At 72.4% G+C, this 20878-nt stretch carries 24 protein-coding genes; 11 read left to right on the top strand and 13 right to left on the bottom strand.

Translation table 11 applies throughout. The features are described 5' to 3' along the window. Nucleotides 1–17 precede the first annotated feature (17 nt). The 7 genes from HNR13_RS07960 to HNR13_RS07990 form a co-directional block, all read right to left on the bottom strand. Nucleotides 18–740: an SDR family NAD(P)-dependent oxidoreductase gene (locus HNR13_RS07960; RefSeq protein ID WP_179605253.1), complete on the bottom strand. Its 723-nt coding sequence runs from the start codon at nt 738–740 to the stop codon at nt 18–20. Further along, nucleotides 737–1750, bottom strand: a complete 1014-nt coding sequence (locus HNR13_RS07965; RefSeq protein WP_179605254.1) for a glycoside hydrolase family 43 protein — start codon at nt 1748–1750, stop codon at nt 737–739. Before HNR13_RS07965 ends, HNR13_RS07960 begins: the two co-directional genes overlap by 4 nt. Continuing rightward, nucleotides 1734–3080: a glycoside hydrolase family 1 protein gene (locus HNR13_RS07970; RefSeq protein WP_179605255.1), complete on the bottom strand. Its 1347-nt coding sequence runs from the start codon at nt 3078–3080 to the stop codon at nt 1734–1736. The genes HNR13_RS07965 and HNR13_RS07970 overlap by 17 nt, the downstream gene beginning before the upstream one ends. Next, nucleotides 3077–3934, bottom strand: a complete 858-nt coding sequence (locus HNR13_RS07975) for a carbohydrate ABC transporter permease (RefSeq protein ID WP_179605256.1) — start codon at nt 3932–3934, stop codon at nt 3077–3079. The genes HNR13_RS07970 and HNR13_RS07975 overlap by 4 nt, the downstream gene beginning before the upstream one ends. Next, nucleotides 3924–4913 carry an ABC transporter permease subunit gene (locus tag HNR13_RS07980; protein WP_218881195.1) on the bottom strand — a complete coding sequence of 330 codons (990 nt, stop codon included), beginning with the start codon at nt 4911–4913 and terminating at the stop codon, nt 3924–3926. The genes HNR13_RS07975 and HNR13_RS07980 overlap by 11 nt, the downstream gene beginning before the upstream one ends. After that, nucleotides 4913–6181, bottom strand: a complete 1269-nt coding sequence (locus HNR13_RS07985; RefSeq protein WP_179605257.1) for an ABC transporter substrate-binding protein — start codon at nt 6179–6181, stop codon at nt 4913–4915. The genes HNR13_RS07980 and HNR13_RS07985 overlap by 1 nt, the downstream gene beginning before the upstream one ends. Before the next feature lie 144 nt (nt 6182–6325). After that, on the bottom strand, nt 6326–7375 hold the full coding sequence (locus HNR13_RS07990; protein WP_179605258.1) for a LacI family DNA-binding transcriptional regulator: 1050 nt from the start codon (nt 7373–7375) through the stop codon (nt 6326–6328). Between the two features lie 403 nt (nt 7376–7778). Between HNR13_RS07990 and HNR13_RS07995 the strand changes: the two genes are divergently transcribed. The 7 genes from HNR13_RS07995 to HNR13_RS08025 all read left to right on the top strand — a co-directional run bounded on the left by HNR13_RS07995 (nt 7779) and on the right by HNR13_RS08025 (nt 15443). Continuing rightward, entirely contained in the window at nt 7779–8786 is a 1008-nt protein-coding gene (locus tag HNR13_RS07995; protein ID WP_179605259.1) for a patatin-like phospholipase family protein, read from the top strand. Nucleotides 8787–8932: 146 nt separating this feature from the next. After that, nucleotides 8933–10048 (top strand): S1C family serine protease, encoded by a 1116-nt coding sequence (locus HNR13_RS08000; RefSeq protein WP_179605260.1) that lies wholly within the window; start codon nt 8933–8935, stop codon nt 10046–10048. 62 nt (nt 10049–10110) lie between these two features. Next, nucleotides 10111–11553 carry an FAD-dependent monooxygenase gene (locus tag HNR13_RS08005; RefSeq protein WP_179609239.1) on the top strand — a complete coding sequence of 481 codons (1443 nt, stop codon included), beginning with the start codon at nt 10111–10113 and terminating at the stop codon, nt 11551–11553. Nucleotides 11554–11611: 58 nt separating this feature from the next. Then, nucleotides 11612–13381: a cell wall-binding repeat-containing protein gene (locus HNR13_RS22015; RefSeq protein ID WP_179605261.1), complete on the top strand. Its 1770-nt coding sequence runs from the start codon at nt 11612–11614 to the stop codon at nt 13379–13381. A 90-nt stretch (nt 13382–13471) separates the two neighbouring features. Next, nucleotides 13472–14275, top strand: a complete 804-nt coding sequence (locus tag HNR13_RS08015) for an SDR family oxidoreductase (RefSeq protein ID WP_179605262.1) — start codon at nt 13472–13474, stop codon at nt 14273–14275. 122 nt (nt 14276–14397) lie between these two features. Beyond that, nucleotides 14398–15009 carry a hypothetical protein gene (locus HNR13_RS08020; protein ID WP_343063493.1) on the top strand — a complete coding sequence of 204 codons (612 nt, stop codon included), beginning with the start codon at nt 14398–14400 and terminating at the stop codon, nt 15007–15009. A gap of 92 nt (nt 15010–15101) precedes the next feature. After that, nucleotides 15102–15443, top strand: coding sequence for a YciI family protein (locus tag HNR13_RS08025; protein ID WP_179605263.1), 342 nt, complete (start codon nt 15102–15104; stop codon nt 15441–15443). Between the two features lie 10 nt (nt 15444–15453). On the opposite strand, the gene HNR13_RS08030 is transcribed toward HNR13_RS08025, so the two are convergent. Continuing rightward, a complete protein-coding gene (locus HNR13_RS08030) occupies nt 15454–15846 on the bottom strand; it encodes a hypothetical protein (protein ID WP_179605264.1) in 393 nt (130 codons plus the stop codon). Nucleotides 15847–16130: 284 nt separating this feature from the next. Here HNR13_RS08030 and HNR13_RS08035 point away from each other — a divergent pair, with 284 nt between their 5' ends. Further along, entirely contained in the window at nt 16131–16280 is a 150-nt protein-coding gene (locus HNR13_RS08035; RefSeq protein WP_179605265.1) for a hypothetical protein, read from the top strand. Nucleotides 16281–16307: 27 nt separating this feature from the next. Here the strand turns inward: HNR13_RS08035 and HNR13_RS21540 are convergent, their stop codons facing one another. Beyond that, nucleotides 16308–16568: a helix-turn-helix domain-containing protein gene (locus HNR13_RS21540; protein WP_179605266.1), complete on the bottom strand. Its 261-nt coding sequence runs from the start codon at nt 16566–16568 to the stop codon at nt 16308–16310. Nucleotides 16569–16656: 88 nt separating this feature from the next. Here HNR13_RS21540 and HNR13_RS08045 point away from each other — a divergent pair, with 88 nt between their 5' ends. After that, nucleotides 16657–16860: a cold-shock protein gene (locus HNR13_RS08045; protein WP_179605267.1), complete on the top strand. Its 204-nt coding sequence runs from the start codon at nt 16657–16659 to the stop codon at nt 16858–16860. Nucleotides 16861–17121: 261 nt separating this feature from the next. Then, on the top strand, nt 17122–17721 hold the full coding sequence (locus tag HNR13_RS08050; RefSeq protein ID WP_179605268.1) for a DnaJ family domain-containing protein: 600 nt from the start codon (nt 17122–17124) through the stop codon (nt 17719–17721). A gap of 90 nt (nt 17722–17811) precedes the next feature. Here HNR13_RS08050 and HNR13_RS08055 read toward each other — a convergent pair whose 3' ends face one another. The 3 genes from HNR13_RS08055 to HNR13_RS08065 are packed head-to-tail and all read right to left on the bottom strand — an operon-like array spanning nt 17812 to nt 19750. Then, a complete protein-coding gene (locus tag HNR13_RS08055; RefSeq protein ID WP_343063494.1) occupies nt 17812–18540 on the bottom strand; it encodes a hypothetical protein in 729 nt (242 codons plus the stop codon). Beyond that, a complete protein-coding gene (locus tag HNR13_RS21545) occupies nt 18537–19163 on the bottom strand; it encodes a DUF6114 domain-containing protein (protein ID WP_246312734.1) in 627 nt (208 codons plus the stop codon). The genes HNR13_RS08055 and HNR13_RS21545 overlap by 4 nt, the downstream gene beginning before the upstream one ends. After that, nucleotides 19154–19750: a DUF6230 family protein gene (locus HNR13_RS08065; protein ID WP_179605269.1), complete on the bottom strand. Its 597-nt coding sequence runs from the start codon at nt 19748–19750 to the stop codon at nt 19154–19156. The genes HNR13_RS21545 and HNR13_RS08065 overlap by 10 nt, the downstream gene beginning before the upstream one ends. A 179-nt stretch (nt 19751–19929) precedes the next feature. Here HNR13_RS08065 and HNR13_RS08070 point away from each other — a divergent pair, with 179 nt between their 5' ends. Then, nucleotides 19930–20520: a TetR/AcrR family transcriptional regulator gene (locus HNR13_RS08070; protein WP_179605270.1), complete on the top strand. Its 591-nt coding sequence runs from the start codon at nt 19930–19932 to the stop codon at nt 20518–20520. Here the strand turns inward: HNR13_RS08070 and HNR13_RS08075 are convergent. After that, nucleotides 20517–20846: a hypothetical protein gene (locus HNR13_RS08075; RefSeq protein WP_179605271.1), complete on the bottom strand. Its 330-nt coding sequence runs from the start codon at nt 20844–20846 to the stop codon at nt 20517–20519. The two genes, HNR13_RS08070 and HNR13_RS08075, sit on opposite strands and share 4 nt — an antisense overlap. Nucleotides 20847–20878 lie beyond the last annotated feature (32 nt).

Raw genomic sequence — 20878 nt, forward strand, 5'->3', positions numbered from 1 at the left:
GCGGCGCGCGGCCGCGCTCACCAGGGCGCGATCGTCCCGTCCCAGGAGAACAGCAGTCCGCTCGGCCCGTCGTCGGGCAGCGTGGCGAGGCGCACGGCGGCCTCCGCCGCCTCGGCGGGGTCGCCGCCGGCGGCCGCGGCGCGCGGGTTCAGGTTGGTGGCCCGCAGGCCTGGCGCCAGCGCGTTGACCTTGACGCCGTCCGCCGCGAGGGCGTGCGCGTAGAAGATGGTCAGGCCGTCCAGAGCGGCTTTCGACGAACGGTACGCGGCGCCGCGTCCGGACGAAGCCGCGACGTGGTCGAACTGCGGGTTCGGCCCGGTGCTCCAGGTGAGCGAGCCCGTGCCGCTGGAGATGTTGACGATCCGGGGGTGCGCGGAGCGGCGCAGCGCGGGGACCAACGCGTTGGTCACCGCGACCACGCCGAACACATTGGTCTCGTAGGTGCGCCGGAACACGTCGACGTCCACGTCGGTGACGACGTCCGCGATGTCCAGCGAGATGCCCGCGTTGTTGACCAGGACGTCCAGCGTCGGGACGGCCGCCGCCGCGGCGGCCACGCTCTCGGCGTCCGTCACGTCGAGCGGGAGGACGGCGCCGCCGACTTCGGCTGCGGTCTGCTCGCCGCGCGCGCGGTCGCGGGCACCGATGAGGACGTTCCAGCCCTGGGCTGCGAGCCGGCGGGCGATCTCCTTCCCGATTCCGCTGGTGGCTCCGGTCACGAGTGCAGTGGTGGTGTTCACGCCCTCCATGCTCCGCCGGGCCCGGCGGCGGAGCCAGGCCCGGCCAGTACCACCCTGGGCAGGCCGCCGGACCAGTCAAGCGGCGCGATGAACAGCTGACGTTTGCCGCCGCCGGCGTCCCAGGCGTGGAACGCGATCAGGTCGGCGCCGTCGTCCAGACGCAGCACGGAGTTGTGGCCGGGCCCGAGCAGGCCGGTGAGTCCGGTGCTGAGGACGTCGGCGGCCGCTCGCGGCTCGTGCGTCCAGGGACCGAGCGGATGCGGCGCGGTCGCCACCGAGACGCCGTAGCCGTCGCCCTCCCAGGAGCCGCCGGAGAAGAACAGGTGGTACTGGTCGTCCCGCCGGACGACGGCCGGCCCTTCGAGGGTGTGCCAGTCGAGGGTGCGCCCGTACATCCGGCGGGCGCGTGCGTAGAGCTGCCAGTCGGCGTCCGGCGCCAGCACGGCGACCGGGTCAGAGCCGGCGCGGGTCATGCCGTCGAGGCGCAGCACCGCGAGGTGCGTGCCCGGTCGCGTGCCGGTGAGGACGTCGCGTGCGAAGAACAGGTACCAGCTGCCGTCGGCGTCCCGGAACGGGTGCGCGTCGATCGCGAACGACTCGCCCGGGGTGAGGTTCACACCCTGGTCGACGAATGGCCCGAGCGGGGAGTCCGCGCGGGCCACCCGCAGGTGGTGCCCGGCGATGCCGTGGCCGACGGAGAAGAACATCCAGTAGGCGCCGTCGCTCGCCACGACCTCCGGCGCCCAGTAGGCGTCGCCGAGCGAGGGGTCCAGCCGCTCCAGCACGCCGCCCGCGCTCGTCCAGTTGACGAGGTCGGGGGAGCGGAGCGCCTCGAACGCGCGCGTCTCCGTGCCGTCGAGCGCGCGGTCGTCGCCGGACCCGTAGGCGATGAACCCGCCGTCGAAGCGGGTGAGGAACGGGTCGGCGAAGTAGCCGTCGTAGGCGGGCTCCGGATGGACCTGCTCCGAGCGGACCGGCCCCGAGCACACCGACTCAGAGCGCGAGCTCATCGGCGACCTCCGCCCCGGCCTTCTCGGCGCCGGACTCCGCGGCCAGCCGCGCGTACAGCTCCGCCGCGGCGGTGGGCACCCGGGCCAGCCGGCCGTCGTCCTGCTCGTCCAGCCGGATGACGCCCATCCGCCGCAGGAACGGCGTCTTCGAGCGGGCGCCGTCGCCGGAGCGCTGGCGCGCGGCGACGACGTCGTCGTCCACCACGAACTCCTCGACGTTGCGGCCGCCGGAGGCGTACGACCAGTCCACGAAGTCGAAGACCGGCCACCAGGTGTAGCCGCGGATGTCCAGGCCCTCCGCGCGCAGGCCCGCGATCGACCGCACCGAGTCGTCCAGCCACGCGGACCGGAGCCCGTCGTCGCCCTCGATGCTGGTCTCGGTGATCAGCATCGGGAGACCGTACCGGGCGGAGAACGCGCGGAGGCTGTCGGCGAGGCCGTCGCTCCAGCGGTTGGTCGCCACCTGCGCCACCTCGTCGCTGCGCTGCACCAGGGTGCGCGGGGAGAGGTCCGGGTAGTAGTTGACGCCCAGCAGGTCCACGGCCGGCGGCGCGGCGGTCAGCCGCTCCAGCCGGTCGGGGGCCGCGCCGTGCCCCAGCAGCCAGGCGTGGAGCGGGTGGGAGGGGTCGACGCGGCCGAGCAGGAGGTCGGTCGGCAGCATGCCGACCGCCTCCAGCAGCGCCGCGTGCGCGGCGAGCCCCGGGTCGTCCGACCGGTACAGCGAGGACGCCTCCACGTGCACGATGGTCGCGTCCGGGTTGGCCGCGCGGACGGCGCGGATCGTCTCCGCCATCCCCTCCACGACGCCGAGGGTGACGGCCGTCCAGCCGTCCCAGCCGGTCAGCGACGGCGGCCAGACGCCGCGGAGGCCGCAGAACGACGCCGTGGTGAGCGGCTCGTTCAGGGGGGTGACGTGGTCCACGATCCCGCGGTACCGGGCGGCGAACGCGCCGGCGAACTCCGCCACCGTCCGCGGGTAGCGCTCGTCCGCGAAGGACGCGCGCAGCCAGGTGGGCGTGCCGTAGTGCACGAGGTCGGCGATCACGGTGAGGCCGAGCTCCGTGGCGGCGTAGTGGAGGCGCTCGTCGAGCATCGTCCAGTCGAAGACTCCCGGCGCGGTGTGGACGAGCGGCCAGTTCACGCCGTACCGCACGACGGTCGCGCCGAGGTCGCGGACCGCCCGGAGGTCGTCCCGCCAGTGCTCCGTGTGCTCGGTGAGGTCGTACTCGTCCAGGTCGGCCATCGCGAAGTGCTCCGGCGGGTAGACGCAGGTGTCCTCGATCCCGGCCGCCCAGGCGAACTCGCCGGGGCCCAGCCCCGCGGCCGTCACTTGAGCCCCGTCGTGGCGACGCCGGCCACGAAGTACTTCTGCGCGAAGAAGAACGCGACGGCGATCGGGATGAGGGAGATCGTCGCTCCCGCGAGCAGGACCGCGTGGTCGGTCACGTGCTGGCCGCCGAACAGCGTGAGCCCGGCGGGCAGCGTGAGCATGTTCGGGTCGCTGGTGACGACGAGCGGCCAGAGCAGGTCGTTCCACAGGTTCATGAAGTTGAGGATCGCGACGGTCGCGATGGCGGGCTTGGCCAGCGGCAGGATGATCTGCCAGTAGATCCGGAAGTGGCCGGCCCCGTCGATCCTGGCTGCCTCGTCGAGCTCGGTGGGGATGCTGATGAAGAACTGCCGGAAGAGGAAGATCCCGAACGCACTGGTGGCGCGCGGCACGATCAGCCCCTGGTAGGTGTTCAGCCAGCCGAAGTGGAACAGCTCGATGAAGACCGGGATGAGCGTGACCTGGAACGGCACCATCAGCGTGGCGATGACCAGGATGAAGGCGAGGTTGCGGCCGCGGAACTTCAGCCGGGCCAGCGCGTAGGCGCACAGCGAGTCGAACAGCAGCGTGGCCGCGGTGGTCACGCCCGCGAACAGGAACGTGTTGCCGAGGAGGCGCAGGAAGGGGAGCTGCTCCCAGACGCCGAGGTAGCCGTGCAGGGTGATCGAGGTCGGGAAGAGCGAGGCCGGATTGCCGAAGAGGTCGCTCTCGCTGCGGAACGAGCCGGACACCATCCAGATGAACGGGACGATCGCGAAGAGCAGGCCGATCACAAGCACAATCCACTTGGACGACGCGGCGAGGGCGGACAGGCCGCTGGACCGCCGGGCGCGGACACCGGTTTCAGTCGACATCGTTGTACCTGAACAATCTGAGCTGGAGGAGCGAGAGCAGCATGATGATCGCGAAGAGGACCCAGGAGATCGCCGACGCATAGCCGGTCTGGTAGTTCACGAACCCGTCCCGGTAGATGAGGTTCACCAGGCTGTCGGTGCGGAACACCGGGCCGCCGTCGGTCATCACGTAGACGAGGTCGAACACCTGCAGCGACTGGATGGTGAGGATCATCGTGGCGAACAGCAGGGTCGGCCGCACGCTCGGGATGGTGATGTGCAGCGTGAGCTGCCGGTTGTTCGCGCCGTCGAGGCGGCCGGCCTCGTAGCGCTCGGCGGGCACCGCCTTGAGCGCGGCGACGAAGAGGATCATGGCGAAGCCGACGCTGCGCCAGACCGCCACGAAGATGACGCTCGGCAGCGCGAGGGAGGCCGACTGCAGCCAGGCGACCGGCTGGAGGCCGAGGAGCTGGGTGAGGCCGCCGACGAGGCCGATGCTCGGGTCGAGCAGGAACTTCCAGACCAGGCCGATGGTGACGAACGAGACGATCGTGGGGAAGAAGTAGACCGAGCGGACGATCCGGGTGATCAGGTTGTCCTTGAGCAGCAGCAGCGCGGAGCCGAAGCCGAGCGTGATCTGGAAGACCACGGCGAACACCGTGAAGACCAGGGTGACGCCGAGCGCGTTCCAGAACTGCGGGTCCTGGAAGAGCTTGATGTAGTTGCCGAAGCCGAGGAAGGTCTGGGTCGACGCCCCGATGGTCCAGTCGAAGAAGCTGTAGTAGAGTGTCTGCAGGATCGGGAACAGGACGAACACGCCCAGGATGACCAGGCTCGGCGCCATGAACAGCCAGGCCGGCTGGAACCGGCGCCTGCGGCGGCGCGGACCGGTGTCCGCGCCTGCGTGCCGGCGCCCGGCGGGCTCGGCCTCACGGGGGACGGGTCCCGCCCCGTCCCGCACGGGGCGGGACAGGGCGGGCTCGGTGGTGTGGGTGCTCACTACTTGCTGCACCCGGTCAGGTTGTCGATCGTCTTGGCGGCGTCGGCGGTGGCGGAGGCGACGGACGTCCCGCGGGTGATCTGGCCGATCAGCGGCACGTACGCGTTGGCGTCGACCTGGGTGGCGTTGGTGACGTGCGGCAGGTACAGCCGCGAGTCGGGCACCTGCGAGGTGAAGATCGACACGGTCGGGTCGGCCTTCAGTTTCGCGTCGTCGGCGAGGTCGGTGCGCAGCGGCGGGAAGCCGGTCTGCAGCGAGAACTTCTCCTGGGCGGTCTTGCTGGTCCAGTAGGCGAGGAACTCCTGCGCCTGCTGCGGGTACTTCGTCTTGGCCGAGACCGCGAGCGGGGCGGTGGAGCCGAGCGTCACGCTGGAGCCGTCGACGCCGACCGGGACCTTCGCGATGCCGAGGTCGATGCCGGCCGCCTTGTAGCCGGGGGCAGCCCACGGGCCGTTGATCTCCATCGCGGCCTTGCCTGCTGCGAACAGGGAGTCCGCGATGGCCCCGGTCTGTCCGACGGGCGAGATCTTGTCCTGGACGACCAGGTCGCTCCAGGTCGACAGGCTCTTCTGGCCCGCGCTGGTCTGCAGCACGCTGCAGCCCTTCGCGTCGACGATGTCGCCGCCCTCCAGCCACTGCAGGATCGGCCACATCTGGATGGTCTGGTTGTCGGCGAGGGAGATCCCGTACTGGGTCTGGCCGCCGTTCAGCGTCAGCTTCTTGGCGTCGTCCTGAAGCTCCGCGACCGTGGCGGGCGGGTTGGCGATGCCGGCCGCCGCGAAGGCCTTCTTGTTGTAGTACAGGCTGAGCGTCGCGAAGTTGGCCGGGACCGCGTAGAGCTTGCCGTCGTAGGTGAACTCCTTGACCGTGCCCGGCGCGAGCTGGTCGGTGTTGATCTTCGTGTCGCCGGAGCCGGTGTTCGTGATCGCGAGGACCGAGTTGGTCTTCACGAACTGGGCGACCGCGTTCGGGTCGCTGGACGGCGTCGCGATGTCGGGGCCCTGGCCGGTCAGCCACGCCGACGGCAGTTTCTGGGCGATCGTGTCCCACGGCTGGACGACCATGTTGACGTGGATGTCCGGGTGCGAGGCGTTGAAGTCCTTGACGATCGTGTCGTAGCCGGGACGGTCGCCGCCGGTGAACCCGGTCCAGACGGTGAGGGTGACCTTGCCGCCGGCGTCCGAGCCGGAGGTGCCGGAGCAGGCCGTGAGCGCCAGCATCGACGCGGCCACACCGGCGGCGACGACGAGGGATCTGCGGATTTTCATCGATGTTCTCCTTTGAGCAATGCAGATGAGGGGTGGGGAGGGGGGGCGGGGGATGTGCTTCGGTGATGCGGGAGGTGCTGCGGTGATGGGGGTGCTGCGGGTAGGCGGCGGGGAGCGGGTACCGGGCCGGGGCGGCTGCGCCGGTCAGGCGGCGTCGGGACAGCCGCACGAGCGCCGGGCGACGAACGTCACGCCGAGCTGTTCGTGCGCCGGTCCCTCGAACCGGCCGTCGACGAGGTCGAAGAGGCGCTCGGTGGCGCGGCGGGCCATCTCCTCGGCGGGCACGGCGATGGTGGTGATGCCGGGGGTGGTCACGCGGGCGAGCCCGAAGTCGTCGAAGCCGACGATCGAGATGTCCTCCGGGACGCGGCGACCGGCGCGCTTGAGCTCCTGGAGGCCGCCGAAGGCCATGTCGTCGTTGGCGAAGACGATGCCGTCGACCTCCCGGCCCTCGGCCAGCACGGCGGCGACCGCGGCGCGGCCCGACTCCTCGTTGAACTCGCCGTGGACGATCTGGGAGTCGGCCTCGATCCCGCGCGCTCGCACGGTCTCGAGGAAGCCCTCGCGCCGGTCGAGGCCGGTCTGGTGGTCGAGCGGGCCGGTCACGTGCACGAGCCGGCGCCGGCCGTGCACGTCGATGAGGTGCTCGGTCAGCGTGCGGGTCGCGGCGACGTCGTCGATGCCGATGCTCACCGAGCCGGGGAGGTAGGGGAAGTTGCCGATCAGCACGACCGGGAGGCCGGAGGCGACCAGTTCCTCGACGTGGAAGTCGTCGACCGCGGAACTGGTGACGATCGCGCCGTCCGCGCTGCGGGAGCGCACCACCCGCTCGTAGGCGGCGACGCCGTTCTCCGCGTCGGAGTTGGTCGAGACGATGACCTGGCTGTCGTGCGCGTTCGCGGCGTCGGAGACGCCGGTGAGCACGTGCATGAAGTAGCTGTGGCCGAAGACGTGCTGCGAGGTGTTCGGCACGATCAGCGCGACCGCGCCCGCGCGCTGGTTGCGCAGCGCCCGGCCGGCGGAGCTGGGGACGTAGCCGAGCTCCTGCGCGGCCTGCCGCACGGCCGCCTTGGTCTTGGAGCTGATCCTGGCGTGGTCCGCGAGCGCCATCGAGGCGGCGGAGGAGGTGATGCCGACCCGCTCGGCGACGTCCTTCAGCGTGACCGTCGAGCGTGCGTCTCGCGTCTTCGGCATCGGTGCCCTCCTGTCGTTCGTGAAGCTCGTTGTCCGTGGGAGCGGATGCTCAAACGATGAAGCAGTTGTTCAAACGATAAAGCACTCGTTCAATCGATGAAGCATGACGGAACTGTGTGTCTGTGATCGCTCAATCGATAAAGCATCGTGCAGGTCGCTGAACCGGGTGAGTGCTCAATCGATAAAGCACACAATAGACAGAGGCCGCCCGAAAGCGCAAGAACTTTTTTCCGCGACGGTTCGGGCCGTCGTGCTAACGTTCTCCCGATCGTGATCCGAACGCAGGAGGTGAGACCCATGACCGCAGTATCCGTAGTGGGTGCTCCCCTGCAGCGCACGATCGCGCGACGCCCGTAGCCGTCGCCGGGAGCCCCGAACCGCACGTTCGCGAAAGGCGACTCCCATGAACGCACACTCTTCTCCGCATCCTTTCCCGCCCTCGGACGCCCCCGGGCGCGAGCGGGCCCTCGTCCTGCACGGCGGCGGGTCCTCCGGCAACGCCTGGGAGATCGGCGTGGTCGCCGGCCTCCTCGCCGGCGGTCTCGACGTGACCCGCGCCGACCTCGTCGTCGGCACCTCGGCCGGATCGACGGCCGCGGCGCAGCTCACGAGCGCGCCGCCGGCCGAGCTGTACGCCGCGATCGTCGACGCCCCGCCGCCGCAGCGGCCCGGAGCGCCCCAAGCCGGAGCGCCCGGAGCCGGAGCGCCCGGAGCCGGAGCGCCCGGCTCTACCAGGCCCGGCGCCGGCCCCGATGTGGCTCGCGGCGTGGCCGGCTCCGTCTCCAGCCAGCTGGAGGTCACCGGCCGCATCATCGCCTCGTCCTCCGACGCCGCGGACATGCGCCGCCGGATGGGTGCCTGGGCCAGGGAGCTCGCCGACGGCGCCGACCCCGGCCGCCAGGCCCAGTGGCGCGCCACCGTCGCCTCCCGCCTGCCCGGTCAGGACTGGCCCGAGCAGCGCATCCTGCTCACCGCCGTGGACGCGAGCAGCGGCGAAGGCGTGGCGTTCGATCGCGACAGCGGCGTCTCGCTCGCGGACGCGGTCGCGGCCAGCTGCTCCAGCGGCTTCGCCTACGCCATCGGCGACGGGTGGTACATCGACGGCGGCTACCGGCGGAACGAGAACGCCGACCTCGCGGCCGGCTACCGGCGCGTCCTGGTGCTGTCGCCCTTCGGCGGCCGCAACCGGCACCCGGAGGAGTGGGGCATGCAGCTCGATGCGCAGGTCGAGGAGCTGCGCGCGGGAGGCAGCGCCGTCGAGACGATCCTGCCCGACGAGGCCTCCCTCGACGCGTTCGGCGAGCAGATGATGGACCTCTCGCGGCGCCCCGCCTCGGCGCGGGCCGGCTACGACCAGGGCAGGGCCGCCGCCAAGCGGCTCGATGAGTTCTGGGGCGCGGGGACGGTGTGACGGACGGCCGGCTCCCCACGCGCTCGCCGTGAGGAGCCGGCCGGTCGCGGGCAGGCGGCCGACGGACCTGTTGCCGCCCCGCCGCGCCTGGGTGTAGACCGGCTGCCAGCACGGGGCGTCGGCCCTGTCTCCTGGGGGTGGGCGTGATGAGTTCGAACGTTCCGGCGCGGCGTCCGCGTCGGCTGGGCTGGGTCTGGGCGGTGGTGGCGGTGGTGGTCGCCCTGGCCGCCGGTGTCTTCCTGGGCTGGGGGATCGGCCGGTCCTCGGCGACCACGACCGCGACCTCCGCGACGACGGGGACGGCCGGCCAGGAGGTCAGCGCCTGCGACGCGATCACCGTCTCCAACGAGGTCCTCCCCGCCGTCGTCACGGTCTCCGCGATCGGCTCGGCGGGCGGCGGGACCGGCACCGGCGAGATCATCAGCTCCGACGGGTACATCGTGACCAACAACCACGTGATCTCCGGCGCGGTGGACGGCGGCAAAATCTCGGTGCTCACCTCCGGCGGCGCGGACGCGCCGGCGACGCTCGTCGGCCGGGACCCGCGCTCGGACCTCGCGGTGCTGAAGGTCACCGCGTCGTCCTCGCTGCCGACCGTGCCGTGGGGGAACTCGGCGAAGGTGGTCGTGGGGCAGCCGGTGGTCGCGCTCGGCGCCCCGCTCGGCCTGTCCGGCACGGTGACCTCCGGCATCGTCAGCGCCCTCGGCCGTACCGTCCCGGTGCCCGGCGACAACGGGCAGACCGCGATCCTGGCCAACTCCATCCAGACCGACGCCTCGATCAACCCGGGCAACTCGGGAGGCGCGCTGGTGGACTGCTCCGGCGACCTGATCGGCATCAACTCGGCGATCGCGACGGTCCCCAACTCCGCGGGCCAGTCGGGCGGCGGCAGTGTCGGCATCGGGTTCGCGATCCCGTCCGACTTCGCGCACAGCATCGTCGACCAGATCATCGCGACCGGCCATGTCACCTACCCGTACTTCGGGATCTCGGTCGCGCCCATCCCGCCCGCGGCCGCCGAGAAGCTGAAGGTGAGCGACGGCCTCTACGTCGTCTCGGTCGTCGCCGGCGGCCCGTCCGCGACCGCAGGCCTCCAGCAGGGCGATGTCATCACCGAGATCGACGGCAAGCCGGCGACCAACGCCGACACCCTGGTCCAGACGGTCATGACCACCAAGGCGGGCCAGAAGGTCGACGTCACCTATGTGCGCGGCGGCGAGACGAAGACGACCTCGGTGACGCTCGAGAACCCGCCGAGCTGAGCGCCGCCCTGGACCTCCGGCGAGCGGTGGGCTAGGAAGGACGGGTGCCGAACGGAGCGGAGATCCATGACGTCGTCATCGCGGGCGGCGGCCCGACCGGGATGATGCTCGCCGCCGAGCTGCGGCTGCGCGGGGTCGACGTGGTCGTCCTGGAGCGCGAGCGGGAGCGCAGCCCGCTCGTGCGATCCCTGGGCCTGCACCCGCGCAGCGTGGAGATCCTGGACCAGCGCGGCCTGCTGGACCGCTTCCTCGCACTGGGCCGGCGGTATCCCGACGGCGTCGGGCGGTTCGCCGGGATCGTTCCGCCCCGCCCGGTGGAGCTGGACAGCGACCACGCGTACCTCCTCGGCATCCCGCAGACCAGCACCGACCGGCTGCTGGAGGAGCACGCCGTCGAGCAGGGCGCGCAGGTGCTGCGCGGGGCCGAGCTGACCGGCGTGGAACAGGAGGACGACGTGGTGACGATTGTGCGCGCGGACGGCGCCGTGCTCCGCTCCCGGTGGCTGGTGGGCTGCGACGGCGGCAGGAGCCTGGTGCGCCGGCTGCTCGGTGTGGGGTTCCCCGGCGAGGCGGCGCGCACGGAGTGGCTGCTCGGGGAGGTCGAGGTGACGATGCCCGCCGAGGAGGTGGCCGCGCTGTCGGAGGAGGTGCGCCGCACCCACAGGGGCTTCGGCATCGGGCCGGCCGCCGACGGGCTGTTCCGCGCGGTCGTGCCGGCGGCGACGGTGGCGGAGGATCGCACGGTCCCGCCGACGCTGGACGAGTTCCGCGCCCAGCTGCGCGCCTACGCCGGGACGGACTTCGGCGCGCGCTCGCCGCGCGCGCTGTCCCGGTTCACCGACGCCACCCGCCTCGCCGACCGGTACCGGGTGGGCCGGGTGCTCCTCGCCGGCGACGCGGCGCACGTCCACCCGCCGCTCGGCGGCCAGGGCCTGAACCTGGGCCTCCAGGACGCGTTCAACCTGGGCTGGAAGCTGGCCGCGCAGCTGGACGGCCGGGCGCCCGAGGGCCTCCTGGACAGCTACGAGACCGAGCGCAGACCCGTCGCCGAGCAGGTGCTCACCCTGACCCGCGCCCAGAGCGTGCTGATCGACCCCGAGCCGGGACCGCAGGCCGTGCGCCGGCTGCTGACCGACCTGATGGAGATCGACGGCGTCGGCCACTACCTGGCCGAGCAGGTCAGCGGCCTCGGCATCCGCTACGACCTCGGCGACGGACCCGCCCTGCTCGGCAGGCGGCTCCGCGACCTGCCGCTCCGGGACGCCTCCGGCCGGGAGCAGCGCCTCTTCGAGCGCCTCCGCGACGGCCGCGGCCTCCTGCTCGACCGCACGGGCGCGCTGACGGTCGCGGGCTGGGCGGACCGGGTGGGCGTCGTCGCGGACGCGTCCCTCCCGATCGAGGAGCCCGCGGTGCTGCTGCGGCCGGACGGGTACGTGGCCTGGATCGGGGACGGACAGGCGGGGCTGGCGGGGTCGCTTCGGCGGTGGTTCGGGGACGCGGCGTAGTCTTCCCCTCGCCGCGGCGCGCCATCGCTCGCGGACCCCGCCCCCGACCCCCTAAGCTGTGCCGGAGCGACAGGACGCGCGCAACCGGGCGGGCGAGGGGGAGCCGGCGGTCGGCGTCGCGGGGGGAAGCCTGGCCATGCGCTTGCGTTCACGTCTCACGTCCGTCGTCGGCGTCGCTGCGGTCGTCGCCGCGGTGGTCGCGCTCGGGGCGGTCGCGCCCGCGGCCGCGTACAACCTGCACACGCTGGCGGCGATCGGTTCCATCGACTCGATCTCGGTGGAGTACGACGGGCAGGACGACCGGCCGCTGCTGCACATCGTCGGCTGGGCCGGGGACCTCAACGGGCCGGGGTCGAACGGGGACGCGGCCGATCCCGCCGGCGTCGAGCTCTACACGCCGGGAGCGGGAGGGAGCCGCACCACCGTCGCGTGGGCCGAGTACGGCTCGTTCGACTACCCGCGGCCCGATGTCGCCCGCAACTACCCGGTCGGGCCGAACCAGGGCTTCGAAGTGCACACGCTCGCGCCGAGGACCGGCGCGCTGAACGTGTGCCTCCGGTTCTACAGCTTCGCCGCCTACCCCGAGAGCGCGCTCGGGCTCTCCTGCACCACGGTGAACATCCCCTCGCAGCGACCCGCGTTCCGGCCCGCACTGACCGGGGCGGCCACCGCCGGGTCCGCGTTGACCCTCGGCCTCTCGACCCCGAGCGGCGGCTCCGACCGCTACTCGTGGTGGAGCCAGAACGTCTCGGGCGTGCCGATCCCGCACAACTGGTGGTCGCAGGTCCCCGGCGCGACCGGAACGTCGTTCACCACGACGCTCGACCTCATCGGCAGCTACGTGCGGGGGATGGTCACCACCGTCCTCCCCGGCGTCGTGATCGAGCAGGCGACCGACTACCTCCAGGTCGCCCCGCCCCTCACCACGCAGGACCGGGTGTCCGCCTCCGACCGGTTCGCCACCTCCGTCGCGGCGTCGCAGAAGGCGTACCCGGACGGGACGGCCGGCGTGCCCGTGGCCTACATCGCGTCCGGGATCGAGTTCCCCGACGCGCTGTCCGCCGGCGCTGCCGCCGCGAAGCTGCACGGCACGCTGCTGCTGACGATGCCGGGGGCGCTGGACACCCGGGTGGCGGCCGAGCTCGTCCGGCTCCACCCGGCGCGCATCGTCGTCGTCGGCGGCACGAACGCGCTGTCCGACCAGGTCGTCGCCGACCTGAAGGCGCTGCCGTTCGCGACCACCGTCGACCGGATCGCCGGCTCCGACCGGTTCGCCGTCTCCCGCGCGGTCGTCGCCGACGCCTTCGGCGCGAGCGTCCCCGACCTCTTCCTGGTCACGGGCGCGGCGTTCCCCGACGCGCTCGCGGCCGCCGCGGCGGCCGCGTCCACCGGCCGCCCGGTGCTGCTCACGGACGGCCGGCTCGGCGCCCTCGACCCGGCGACCCGCGCCGCCCTCAGCGGCTGGGGGACGACGCACGTGACCATCGCCGGCGGCCCGGTCAGTGTGTCGCCGGGGATCCAGAGCGACCTCGCCTCCGCGGGCATCGCCGTGACCCGGGCGGCGGGAGGCGACCGGTTCGGCACGGCAGCGGCGCTCGCCGCCGCGCTCCCGTCGCGCACGGCCTACTTCGCCAACGGCGCCGCGTTCCCGGACGCCCTCTCGACGGCCGTGCTCGCCGGGGCGCAGCCCGGGCCGCTCCTGCTGACCAGGGGCAGCTGCACGCCCGTCGCCTCGTTCACCGGGCTCGTCGGAAGCGGGGCCACCCGCGCAGTGATCGTCGGCGGCTACGCCGTGCAGGCCGGTGACGTGCTCGACTACAGCTGCTGAGCCGGACGGGTCAGAGCTGACGGGTCAGCGCTGACGGGTCAGCGCTGACGGGTCTGGCCGCACCCGCACTCCAGGCACTAGGTTCGCGGCGTGGACCTTCGACTCTCCGACACCCTCGCCGTCGTCACCGGAGCCAGCCGCGGGATCGGGCTCGCGGCCGCCCGGGCGCTGCTCGCGGAGGGCGCGACCGTCGTCGGCGTGGCGCGCACCCCCACCGACGAGTCGCGCGCGCTGGAGGACGCGGCCGGCGCCGCGGGCTCCGGGAGCTTCCGCTTCCGCCCCGCCGACCTCTCGTCTCCCGACGCGATCGCGCAGCTGCGCGACGAGCTCGCCGCCCTCTCCGGAGGCACGATCGGCGTCCTGGTCAACAACGTCGGCTCCGCACCGCCGCGGCCGGGCGGGTTCGCCTCCATCACCGACGACGACTGGCTGCGCACGTACGAGCTCAACGCGCTCGCGGCCGTGCGCGTCACCCGCGCGCTGCTGGACCTCATCCCGGACGGCGGGGCGGTCGTCAACGTCGTGAGCGAGAACGCGATCCTCGCCGATCCGCTCGTGATGGACTACAGCGCGGCGAAGGCCGCGCTGCTGAGCTTCACCAAGTCGCTGTCCAAGGAGCTGGGCCCGCGGGGCATCCGGGTGAACTCGATCAGCCCCGGCCCCGTCGCGACCGCGCTGTGGCTGGGCGCGGGCGGCGTCGCCGAGACGGTCTCCGCCGCCGGCGGCGGCACCCCGGAGGAGGTGCGGCACGGCGCGGAGCAGGCGATGGTCACCGGGCGGTTCACCACTCCGGAGGAGGTCGGCGCGCTGGTGGCGATGCTCGCCAGCCCGGTGCTGGGCAACCTCACCGGCTCCGACGTGGTGATCGACGGCGGGATGCGTCCCACGATGTGAGGACGGCCGCGCCGACGACGGCCCCGCCCCGAACTGGGGGAGCGGCCCCGATCGATTCCGCGGGCGGTCCTCTGCCAGGCTGTCCCCCGTGCGTCAGGGTGACGCTCGAAGGGGGAGCACGCGTGACCGACGCGACCGACGACCGCATCCAGCCCGCACCGGACGGCCTGCCGCCCCTACCCGCTCCTTCGCCGGAGTACGGGGAGTTCGCGCCTGCGCCGGACGGACAGGCTCCCACGGCCGCGGCGGCGCCCGCTGGCGAGTCCGTCCCCGCGCCTCAGCCGTTCACGCAGGCCGAGCGGGTCGGTCGCGGCCTGGCGCTCGCGCTCCTCATCATCCCCGCCGGCGTCATCGCCTGGACGGTGCTCTGGAACATCGGCTTCATCGCCTCGATCGTCTCCTGGGGCGTCGCGATCGGCGCGGTCCGGCTCTACCGGTTCGGGTCGAAGGCCCGCGTCACCCGCGGCGCGTTCTGGGGGATCATCGCCATCGTCGCCGTGACCCTGGTGCTGTCCCTGCTCGCCGGGATCTACAGCGACCTCATCTCCACACTGAAGATCCCGCTCGGCGACGCGCTCACCGACTCGCGGGTCTGGAGCCTGTTCGCCGACAACCTCTTCACGAACGGCGACCTGTGGCAGGCCTACCTGCCGACCGTGGGACTCGCGCTGCTGTTCGCCGTGCTGGGCTGCTTCACCACCCTGCGGCGCGTCTCGCAGGAATCGCGCGCCTGACGACGGCTGGACCTCACCCGGGCAGACACGGCCGCCGCGGCGCGAGTAGAGTCGCGACCGGGAAGCCCGACCAACTGCGAGGGAGTCGTCCGATGACGAAGTTCATGATCTCGTTCCCCGGTTCCGCCATGCACGTGACGGAGGAGGAGCTGCCCGCCGTGTCCGACGCCGCGCACTCCGTGATCCGGGAGGCGCAGGACGCCGGCGTGTACGTCTTCGGCGGCGGGATCGACGAGGGCGTCGGTACGGTGCTGGTGTCCGGCGACGGGACGGTGTCGGCGGGGACGTACCCGGAGACCCGGCTGATGGACGGCGGGTTCACCATCCTCGACCTCCCGACCCGGGACGCCGCGCTGGAGTGGGCGGCCAAGATCGCGACCGCGTGCCGGTGCGCGCAGGAGGTCCGCGAGTTCCAGTACGACCCGCTCGCCTAGCGGGCGGGCCTCAGCCGGCGAGCGCCGGCGAGTTGAAGTAGGTCTCGTCGAAGCAGGCGAGCGCTTCGCCCCAGGTCCCGCCGGCGTCCTCGATCGCCCGCGCCTCGTCGAGCGCGGCGACGGTGGCGAACGGGACGCTGAGGCCGTGCTCGGCCAGGTCGAGGACCGACTCGACGGGCTGCCCCGGGTCGGCCGTCTCGACGGTCGCCAGGTGCTCGTAGACCGCCGGCGCGAGCTCGCGGAGCGCTTCGCCGATGAGGTCGCCGCGTCCGGTTCCGTCGGCGTCCCAGGTGAACCGGACGAGGCCGTCCTCCGGGAACGCGTATCTGTGGCGTTCCCCCGCGGCGGCGACGGCATGATCGAGGGCGGCGCGGACGGCCGCGGGTGCGATGATGTCGGTCATAAGGCTCTCCTTCGTGGCGTCGTTGTCAGCGTGTTCGGGCCTTGGTGCGCCGCCGGGCGGCAGCGGATTCAGTGATTCTGGCACGACACGTCCACCCCCAGGAAGGGGGCATTCGGGAAAGTCGGGAAATTCTGAAGGAACACTTCCTGTACTCCGTGGGGCCCCGCGGCTTCCAGGGTGCTGGTGGAGAGCGGCCGCGGAAGTGGACACGGTGTCGATCGGCAGCCGCACATTGGACACGGTGTCGATTCTGACGCCGGTGTCGCGCGCCTACCATCCTTGACATGACCGCCATCGTCGTCGAGGAAGACCGGACATTGGTCCATCCCGCAGAGTCAGCGCCCGGGGCGCCCCTCGGGCTCGGCGGCGCCCTCGGTCTCGGCGGCGGCGGATTCCGCAGCGACGCCGAGGTCGTCATCCTCGGCTACGACTGAGGCTCGGCTACGACTGAGGCGCCGGGCTCAGGCCCCGGACGTCGGCTCCTCGCCGAGTGCCGCGGACACGCCGTCGAGCAGGTCGCCCGGCCGGCACTCCAGCGCGTCGGCCAGGTGCACGAGATTGAGCACCGTCGGCATCATCGTCCCGCGCTCGAACCGCCACAGCGTGTGCTCCGCCAGGTCCGCGCGGCGGGCCAGCTCGTCGAGCGGGAAGAGCTTCCGCTCCCGACGCTCACGGATGTTGTCGCCGATCCGGCCGGCGATGGCGTTGCTCTCGGACTGCACCGATGAATGCTAACAAGGCGGCAGAGAGTAGCCTGTGAGTGCCGTGCGCTCGATCGAGCGGGCGGAGAAGACAACGAAGGAAGACACGATGGCTACAGGCACCGTCAAATGGTTCAACGCGGAGAAGGGGTACGGGTTCATCGCCCCGGATGACGGCAGCGCCGACGTTTTCGCCCACTTCAGCGAGATCTCCTCGCAGGGCTACCGCACGCTGGAGGAGAACCAGAAGGTCGAGTACGACCTCACCCAGGGGCCGAAGGGGATGCAGGCCTCCAACATCCGGCCTCTCTGAGACCGGTCCGAACGATCCGGACGGCCTCTCCCTGACGGCCACAGCCTGAACGGGCCACAGCCGGAAGGGGAGAAAGCCGGGCGATGGTCCGACCTGCCACGGGCCGGACCATCGCCCACCGGGAATGCAGTACTGCCGTCCGCCCCCATGCGGTCCGGCCTGCCATCCGGTTGCTTAGTGCACACATTATTCGCGGTGGCAGGGTTGTCAACCGGGTGGGGCGGGGAATCCAGCGGCCACGCCGCGGCGTAGGCTGGCGGCATGGCCGACGACCGCCAGCGCCCGGAGCCCGACGCGCGGGTGGATGCCGCCCGCTACCGCCTGCGCCGCGACGCGCAGGCGCGGGGCGAGGAGGTCGAGGAGGCGAACGCCGGGCAACCGACGATGGACCAGCGGTCGCACGTCATCGAGAACGCGATCCAGCAGGCGATCCGCCGCGGCGACTTCGACAACCTCCCCGGAGCGGGCAAACCGCTGCCCGGCCTCACCGGCACGCACGACCCGGACTGGTGGATCCGGCGCAAGATCGAGCGCGAGCAGCTCACCGGCCTCGGGCCGCCCGCGCTCACGTTGCGGACGGAGCACGCCGAGTTCGACGCGACGCTCGACCGGCTCGCCTCCGAGCGAGCGGTCCGCGATCATGTGGACGACTTCAACCGCCGGGTGGTGAACGCTCGGCGGCAGCTGCAGGGCGGTCCGCCCGTCGTCACGCCGACCCGCGACGCCGACGAGGAGGTCGCGCGCTGGACCGAGCGCCGCGACGCCCGCCTCCGCGAGGCCGAGGCGAACCGGCGCGCGGAGGCGGAGGCGCTGGCCGCGCTCAGCCGGCGCGAACGGCGCCGGCTGCGCAAGGGGCGCTGACCGCCGCCCGCCCGGCCGGACGGGGGTCGCAACACGCCGCCATCCGCACCGCATAACGGCGTGTTGCGACCCCTTTGCGAAGCGGAGTGCTCACTCCGACAGGTGCTGCTTGGTGTTCGTGTAGACGATCGAGTCGGCGGTCGCTCCGACCAGGCCGAGCGTCACGCGCAGGAGCTGGCCGGGCAGGGTGCTGTTCGGCGGCGGCGTGGATGCGCCGAGGGTGAGCGGCGTCCCGTCCGGAAGCGTCGCGGTCGCGGAGTCGAGGTACACCTGCACGTTCCCGCTCAACGTCATCGTGTCCGCCGTGGTCAGCAGGACCGGCCCGGTCTGCTTGCGCACGTTGAGGCTGAAGCCCTGGATGGTGATGGAGTCCGCCGAGATCTTCAGCACAGGGATGCGGCTGCCGTCCGCCAGAGGCACGGTCACGAGGTTGACGCCCTTGAGACCGGAGAAGGACAGCGAGTTGCTGCCGAGCTGCGCGGGCGGCTGCGTGAACACCGGCGCGGAGCCGTCGGGCGAGGCCGGCGTCGGAACCGGGGTCGGTGTCGGGCTGCCGGTCGCGGGTGTGCCCGGTGTCCCCGGCGTGGCCGGCAGGCCGGGCAGCGGCAGCCCGGGGGAGGGCGAGCCGGACGACGGCGACGGGCTCGGGGTGGACGACGACGAGTCGCACGAGGTGAAGATCGGGATGCAGAGCGAGGCCGGGGCCGTCGTGCGCGCCGAATCGGCGGGCAGCGGGGCGGCGCCCAGCCCGGTGAGCGCCCCCGCCAAGGCCAGGCCGGCCGCGAGCACGCCGCCGGGGATCCGTGCGCGGCCCGTCACGCGGTCTCCTCCGCCGGGGCGTCGTCCGCAGCGACGCCCTCGCGGCGGCGGCCGCGGCGACGGCGCTCGCCGCGCTGCTCCGGAGGCATCCACGCCACCGTCAGGATGCCGCCGATGGTGCTCAGCAGCATGCCGATGAAGAAGCCGCCGAGATTGACGCCGACGAGCGAGTAGACCGCGATCGCGAGCGCGATCACGCCGTAGAAGACCCGGTGCGCCGGCATGGCGACGGCCAGGATGCCGAGAAGCAGGAGCAGGATCGGGATGATCGTCGCCTGCAGGCCCTCGATGCCGAGCTGGATGTGGATGCGGCCGATGTCGAGCTGTCCGGAGAAGAACATCTCGATCCCGCCGAGCGCTGTCAGGAGGCCGCCGACGAACGGGCGGCTGCGGCGCCAGGCGCGGAAGCGCTGCCAGGCCGTGCGGTCGTCGGACGCTGCGGGCTCCGCCGTGTCATCAGCCGACTCCGCGGTGGGACCGGCGGCCGCCGAGGCGTCATCCTCCGGCGTCAGCAGCGCGGACACGTCCGGGTCGGCGTGCTCGTCCGCCGGCGTCGGCTCCTCGGGCGTCCCCGGCTCGGTCGCGGCCATCGCGTGCGTCGTCCCCGGGCGGTTCAGAAGCATCCCTTCGACCCGTCCGTGAGCTGCACGTGCATGCCGGTGAGCGTGAAGACCGAGGCCTGCGTGCTCCACGCGGTCTGCTGCAGGTGCGAGATGGTCACCGTGTCGGAGTCCTGGGCGAAGTCGCCCGCGCTGCCCTTGGCGGTGGTGTTCACCGTCGAGGCGTCGACGCCGATGCGGATGTTGTGGAACTCGGCGTCGCCGGCGAGGTCCGTCATCCCGATCTGCAGGTCGGAGGCGCTGGCGGGGTTGCCGCCGCCGCCCGCGGTGATCAGCACGCCCACCTTGCCGAGCGGGGTGTCGCTGACGACCGACTGGCACAGGTCGGCGAGCGTCGCCGATTTGATGTTGGCGATCGCGACCTGGTGCTGCTTGCCCGTGGTGTCGGGCGCGACGCCGGCGTACTGCGAGAAGCCGGTGCCGTCGAGCTTCGAGGCGCTGATCTGGAACTGGCTGCCGGAGACGGCGAACGAGACGGGGACGGCCCCCTGCGCGACCCCGGTCATCAGCAGCGTGGACACCACGGCGACGGGCACGGCGGCGAGCACGATGCGGCCGGCGTGGGAGCCGGCGAGCTTGCGGAACTTCATCGATCCTCCTGTTCGGGGGCTTGACAGCGGCGGTGCGGTCGTTCCCACGACGAGAGTAGACGCTATTGACCGGTTGTCAATAGTCGGCCGAATGGGGGACGGCCGAATTGAGGGGGAAGGGCCGTTCCGGTCATCGCGCCATGGCTGCCGCGCCGTCGCACAGCGCCTAGGCTCGATCCATGGACACCGATCGGCGCACCCGGCTCACCCCGGACGAGCGCCGGGCGCAGCTCGTCGCGCTCGGGGTGGCGCACCTCGCCGACCAGCCCCTCGACACCCTCACGATCGAGGAGCTCTCGGCGCGGGCGGGGGTGTCGCGCGGCCTCCTCTTCCACTACTTCGGGTCGAAGCAGGGCCTGCACCGCGAAGTCGTCCGCACCGCGCGCGACAGCATGCTGCACGCGACGGAGCCCGTCCCGGAGCTGCCGCCGCGCGAGCGGCTGCACGACACGCTCACCCGGATCGTCGCCTTCGTGCGCGACCACAGCGGCACGTTCTACTCGCTGGTCCGCGGGGTCGCGAGCGGCGATCAGGAGGTGCGGGTGGTGATCGAGCAGGCGCGTGCGGAGCAGGCCGAGCGGATCCTCGCCGTGTTCCTCGAGCTGGGAGCGGAGGACTCCCCGCTGCTGCGGATCGGCCTGCGCTCGTGGATCGCCTTCGCGGAGGACGTGCTGGTCGCGAGCGCGATCGGCACCGACCTGCCGTCGGCGAGCATCGTCGCCTTCCTGGAGAGCAGCGCGGAGGGCGTCGTGGCGGCCGTCCCCCGCTAGATGCCCTCCTCCTCGATGTCGTCCTGGGTGAGGACGCCGTCGTCGGGGTCGCCTTCGGGGTCGTGCTCGTCGTAGTCCGGCTCGGCCTCGCGCGGCTGCCCGCCGGTCGGCCCATAGTTCCCGTCACCGGGTCCGTCCCACACGGTGTCGCCGGCGACCCCGTCGGTGGTCACCAGCTCGTCGGCGAAGTCGGCCTCGGCGATCGGGTCGTCCAGGGCGTAGTCGACCTCACCGTCGCCCGGGTCGATCCAGCCCGCCGTGTCCCCGGCGTCCGAGTCGCCGATCGCCGGGTCGTCGGCGCCGTCCTCGGGAATGCGGTCGTCCATGCGCGTCTCCTCTCCTGCGGCGGCTGTTCGCG

The organism is Leifsonia shinshuensis, assembly GCF_013410375.1.
Lineage (GTDB): Bacteria > Actinomycetota > Actinomycetes > Actinomycetales > Microbacteriaceae > Leifsonia > Leifsonia shinshuensis.

Coding starts and splice junctions, on each gene's coding strand:
- HNR13_RS08030 (WP_179605264.1), bottom strand. CDS start 15,846: ATGACCGACATCATCGCACCCGCGGCCGTCCGCGCCGCCCTCGATCAT.
- HNR13_RS08050 (WP_179605268.1), top strand. CDS start 17,122: ATGGCCGACGACCGCCAGCGCCCGGAGCCCGACGCGCGGGTGGATGCC.
- HNR13_RS07985 (WP_179605257.1), bottom strand. CDS start 6,181: ATGAAAATCCGCAGATCCCTCGTCGTCGCCGCCGGTGTGGCCGCGTCG.
- HNR13_RS08075 (WP_179605271.1), bottom strand. CDS start 20,846: ATGGACGACCGCATTCCCGAGGACGGCGCCGACGACCCGGCGATCGGC.
- HNR13_RS08035 (WP_179605265.1), top strand. CDS start 16,131: ATGACCGCCATCGTCGTCGAGGAAGACCGGACATTGGTCCATCCCGCA.
- HNR13_RS07965 (WP_179605254.1), bottom strand. CDS start 1,750: ATGAGCTCGCGCTCTGAGTCGGTGTGCTCGGGGCCGGTCCGCTCGGAG.
- HNR13_RS07990 (WP_179605258.1), bottom strand. CDS start 7,375: ATGCCGAAGACGCGAGACGCACGCTCGACGGTCACGCTGAAGGACGTC.
- HNR13_RS08070 (WP_179605270.1), top strand. CDS start 19,930: ATGGACACCGATCGGCGCACCCGGCTCACCCCGGACGAGCGCCGGGCG.
- HNR13_RS08000 (WP_179605260.1), top strand. CDS start 8,933: ATGAGTTCGAACGTTCCGGCGCGGCGTCCGCGTCGGCTGGGCTGGGTC.
- HNR13_RS08065 (WP_179605269.1), bottom strand. CDS start 19,750: ATGAAGTTCCGCAAGCTCGCCGGCTCCCACGCCGGCCGCATCGTGCTC.
- HNR13_RS21545 (WP_246312734.1), bottom strand. CDS start 19,163: ATGCTTCTGAACCGCCCGGGGACGACGCACGCGATGGCCGCGACCGAG.
- HNR13_RS08045 (WP_179605267.1), top strand. CDS start 16,657: ATGGCTACAGGCACCGTCAAATGGTTCAACGCGGAGAAGGGGTACGGG.
- HNR13_RS07995 (WP_179605259.1), top strand. CDS start 7,779: ATGAACGCACACTCTTCTCCGCATCCTTTCCCGCCCTCGGACGCCCCC.
- HNR13_RS08025 (WP_179605263.1), top strand. CDS start 15,102: ATGACGAAGTTCATGATCTCGTTCCCCGGTTCCGCCATGCACGTGACG.
- HNR13_RS07975 (WP_179605256.1), bottom strand. CDS start 3,934: ATGTCGACTGAAACCGGTGTCCGCGCCCGGCGGTCCAGCGGCCTGTCC.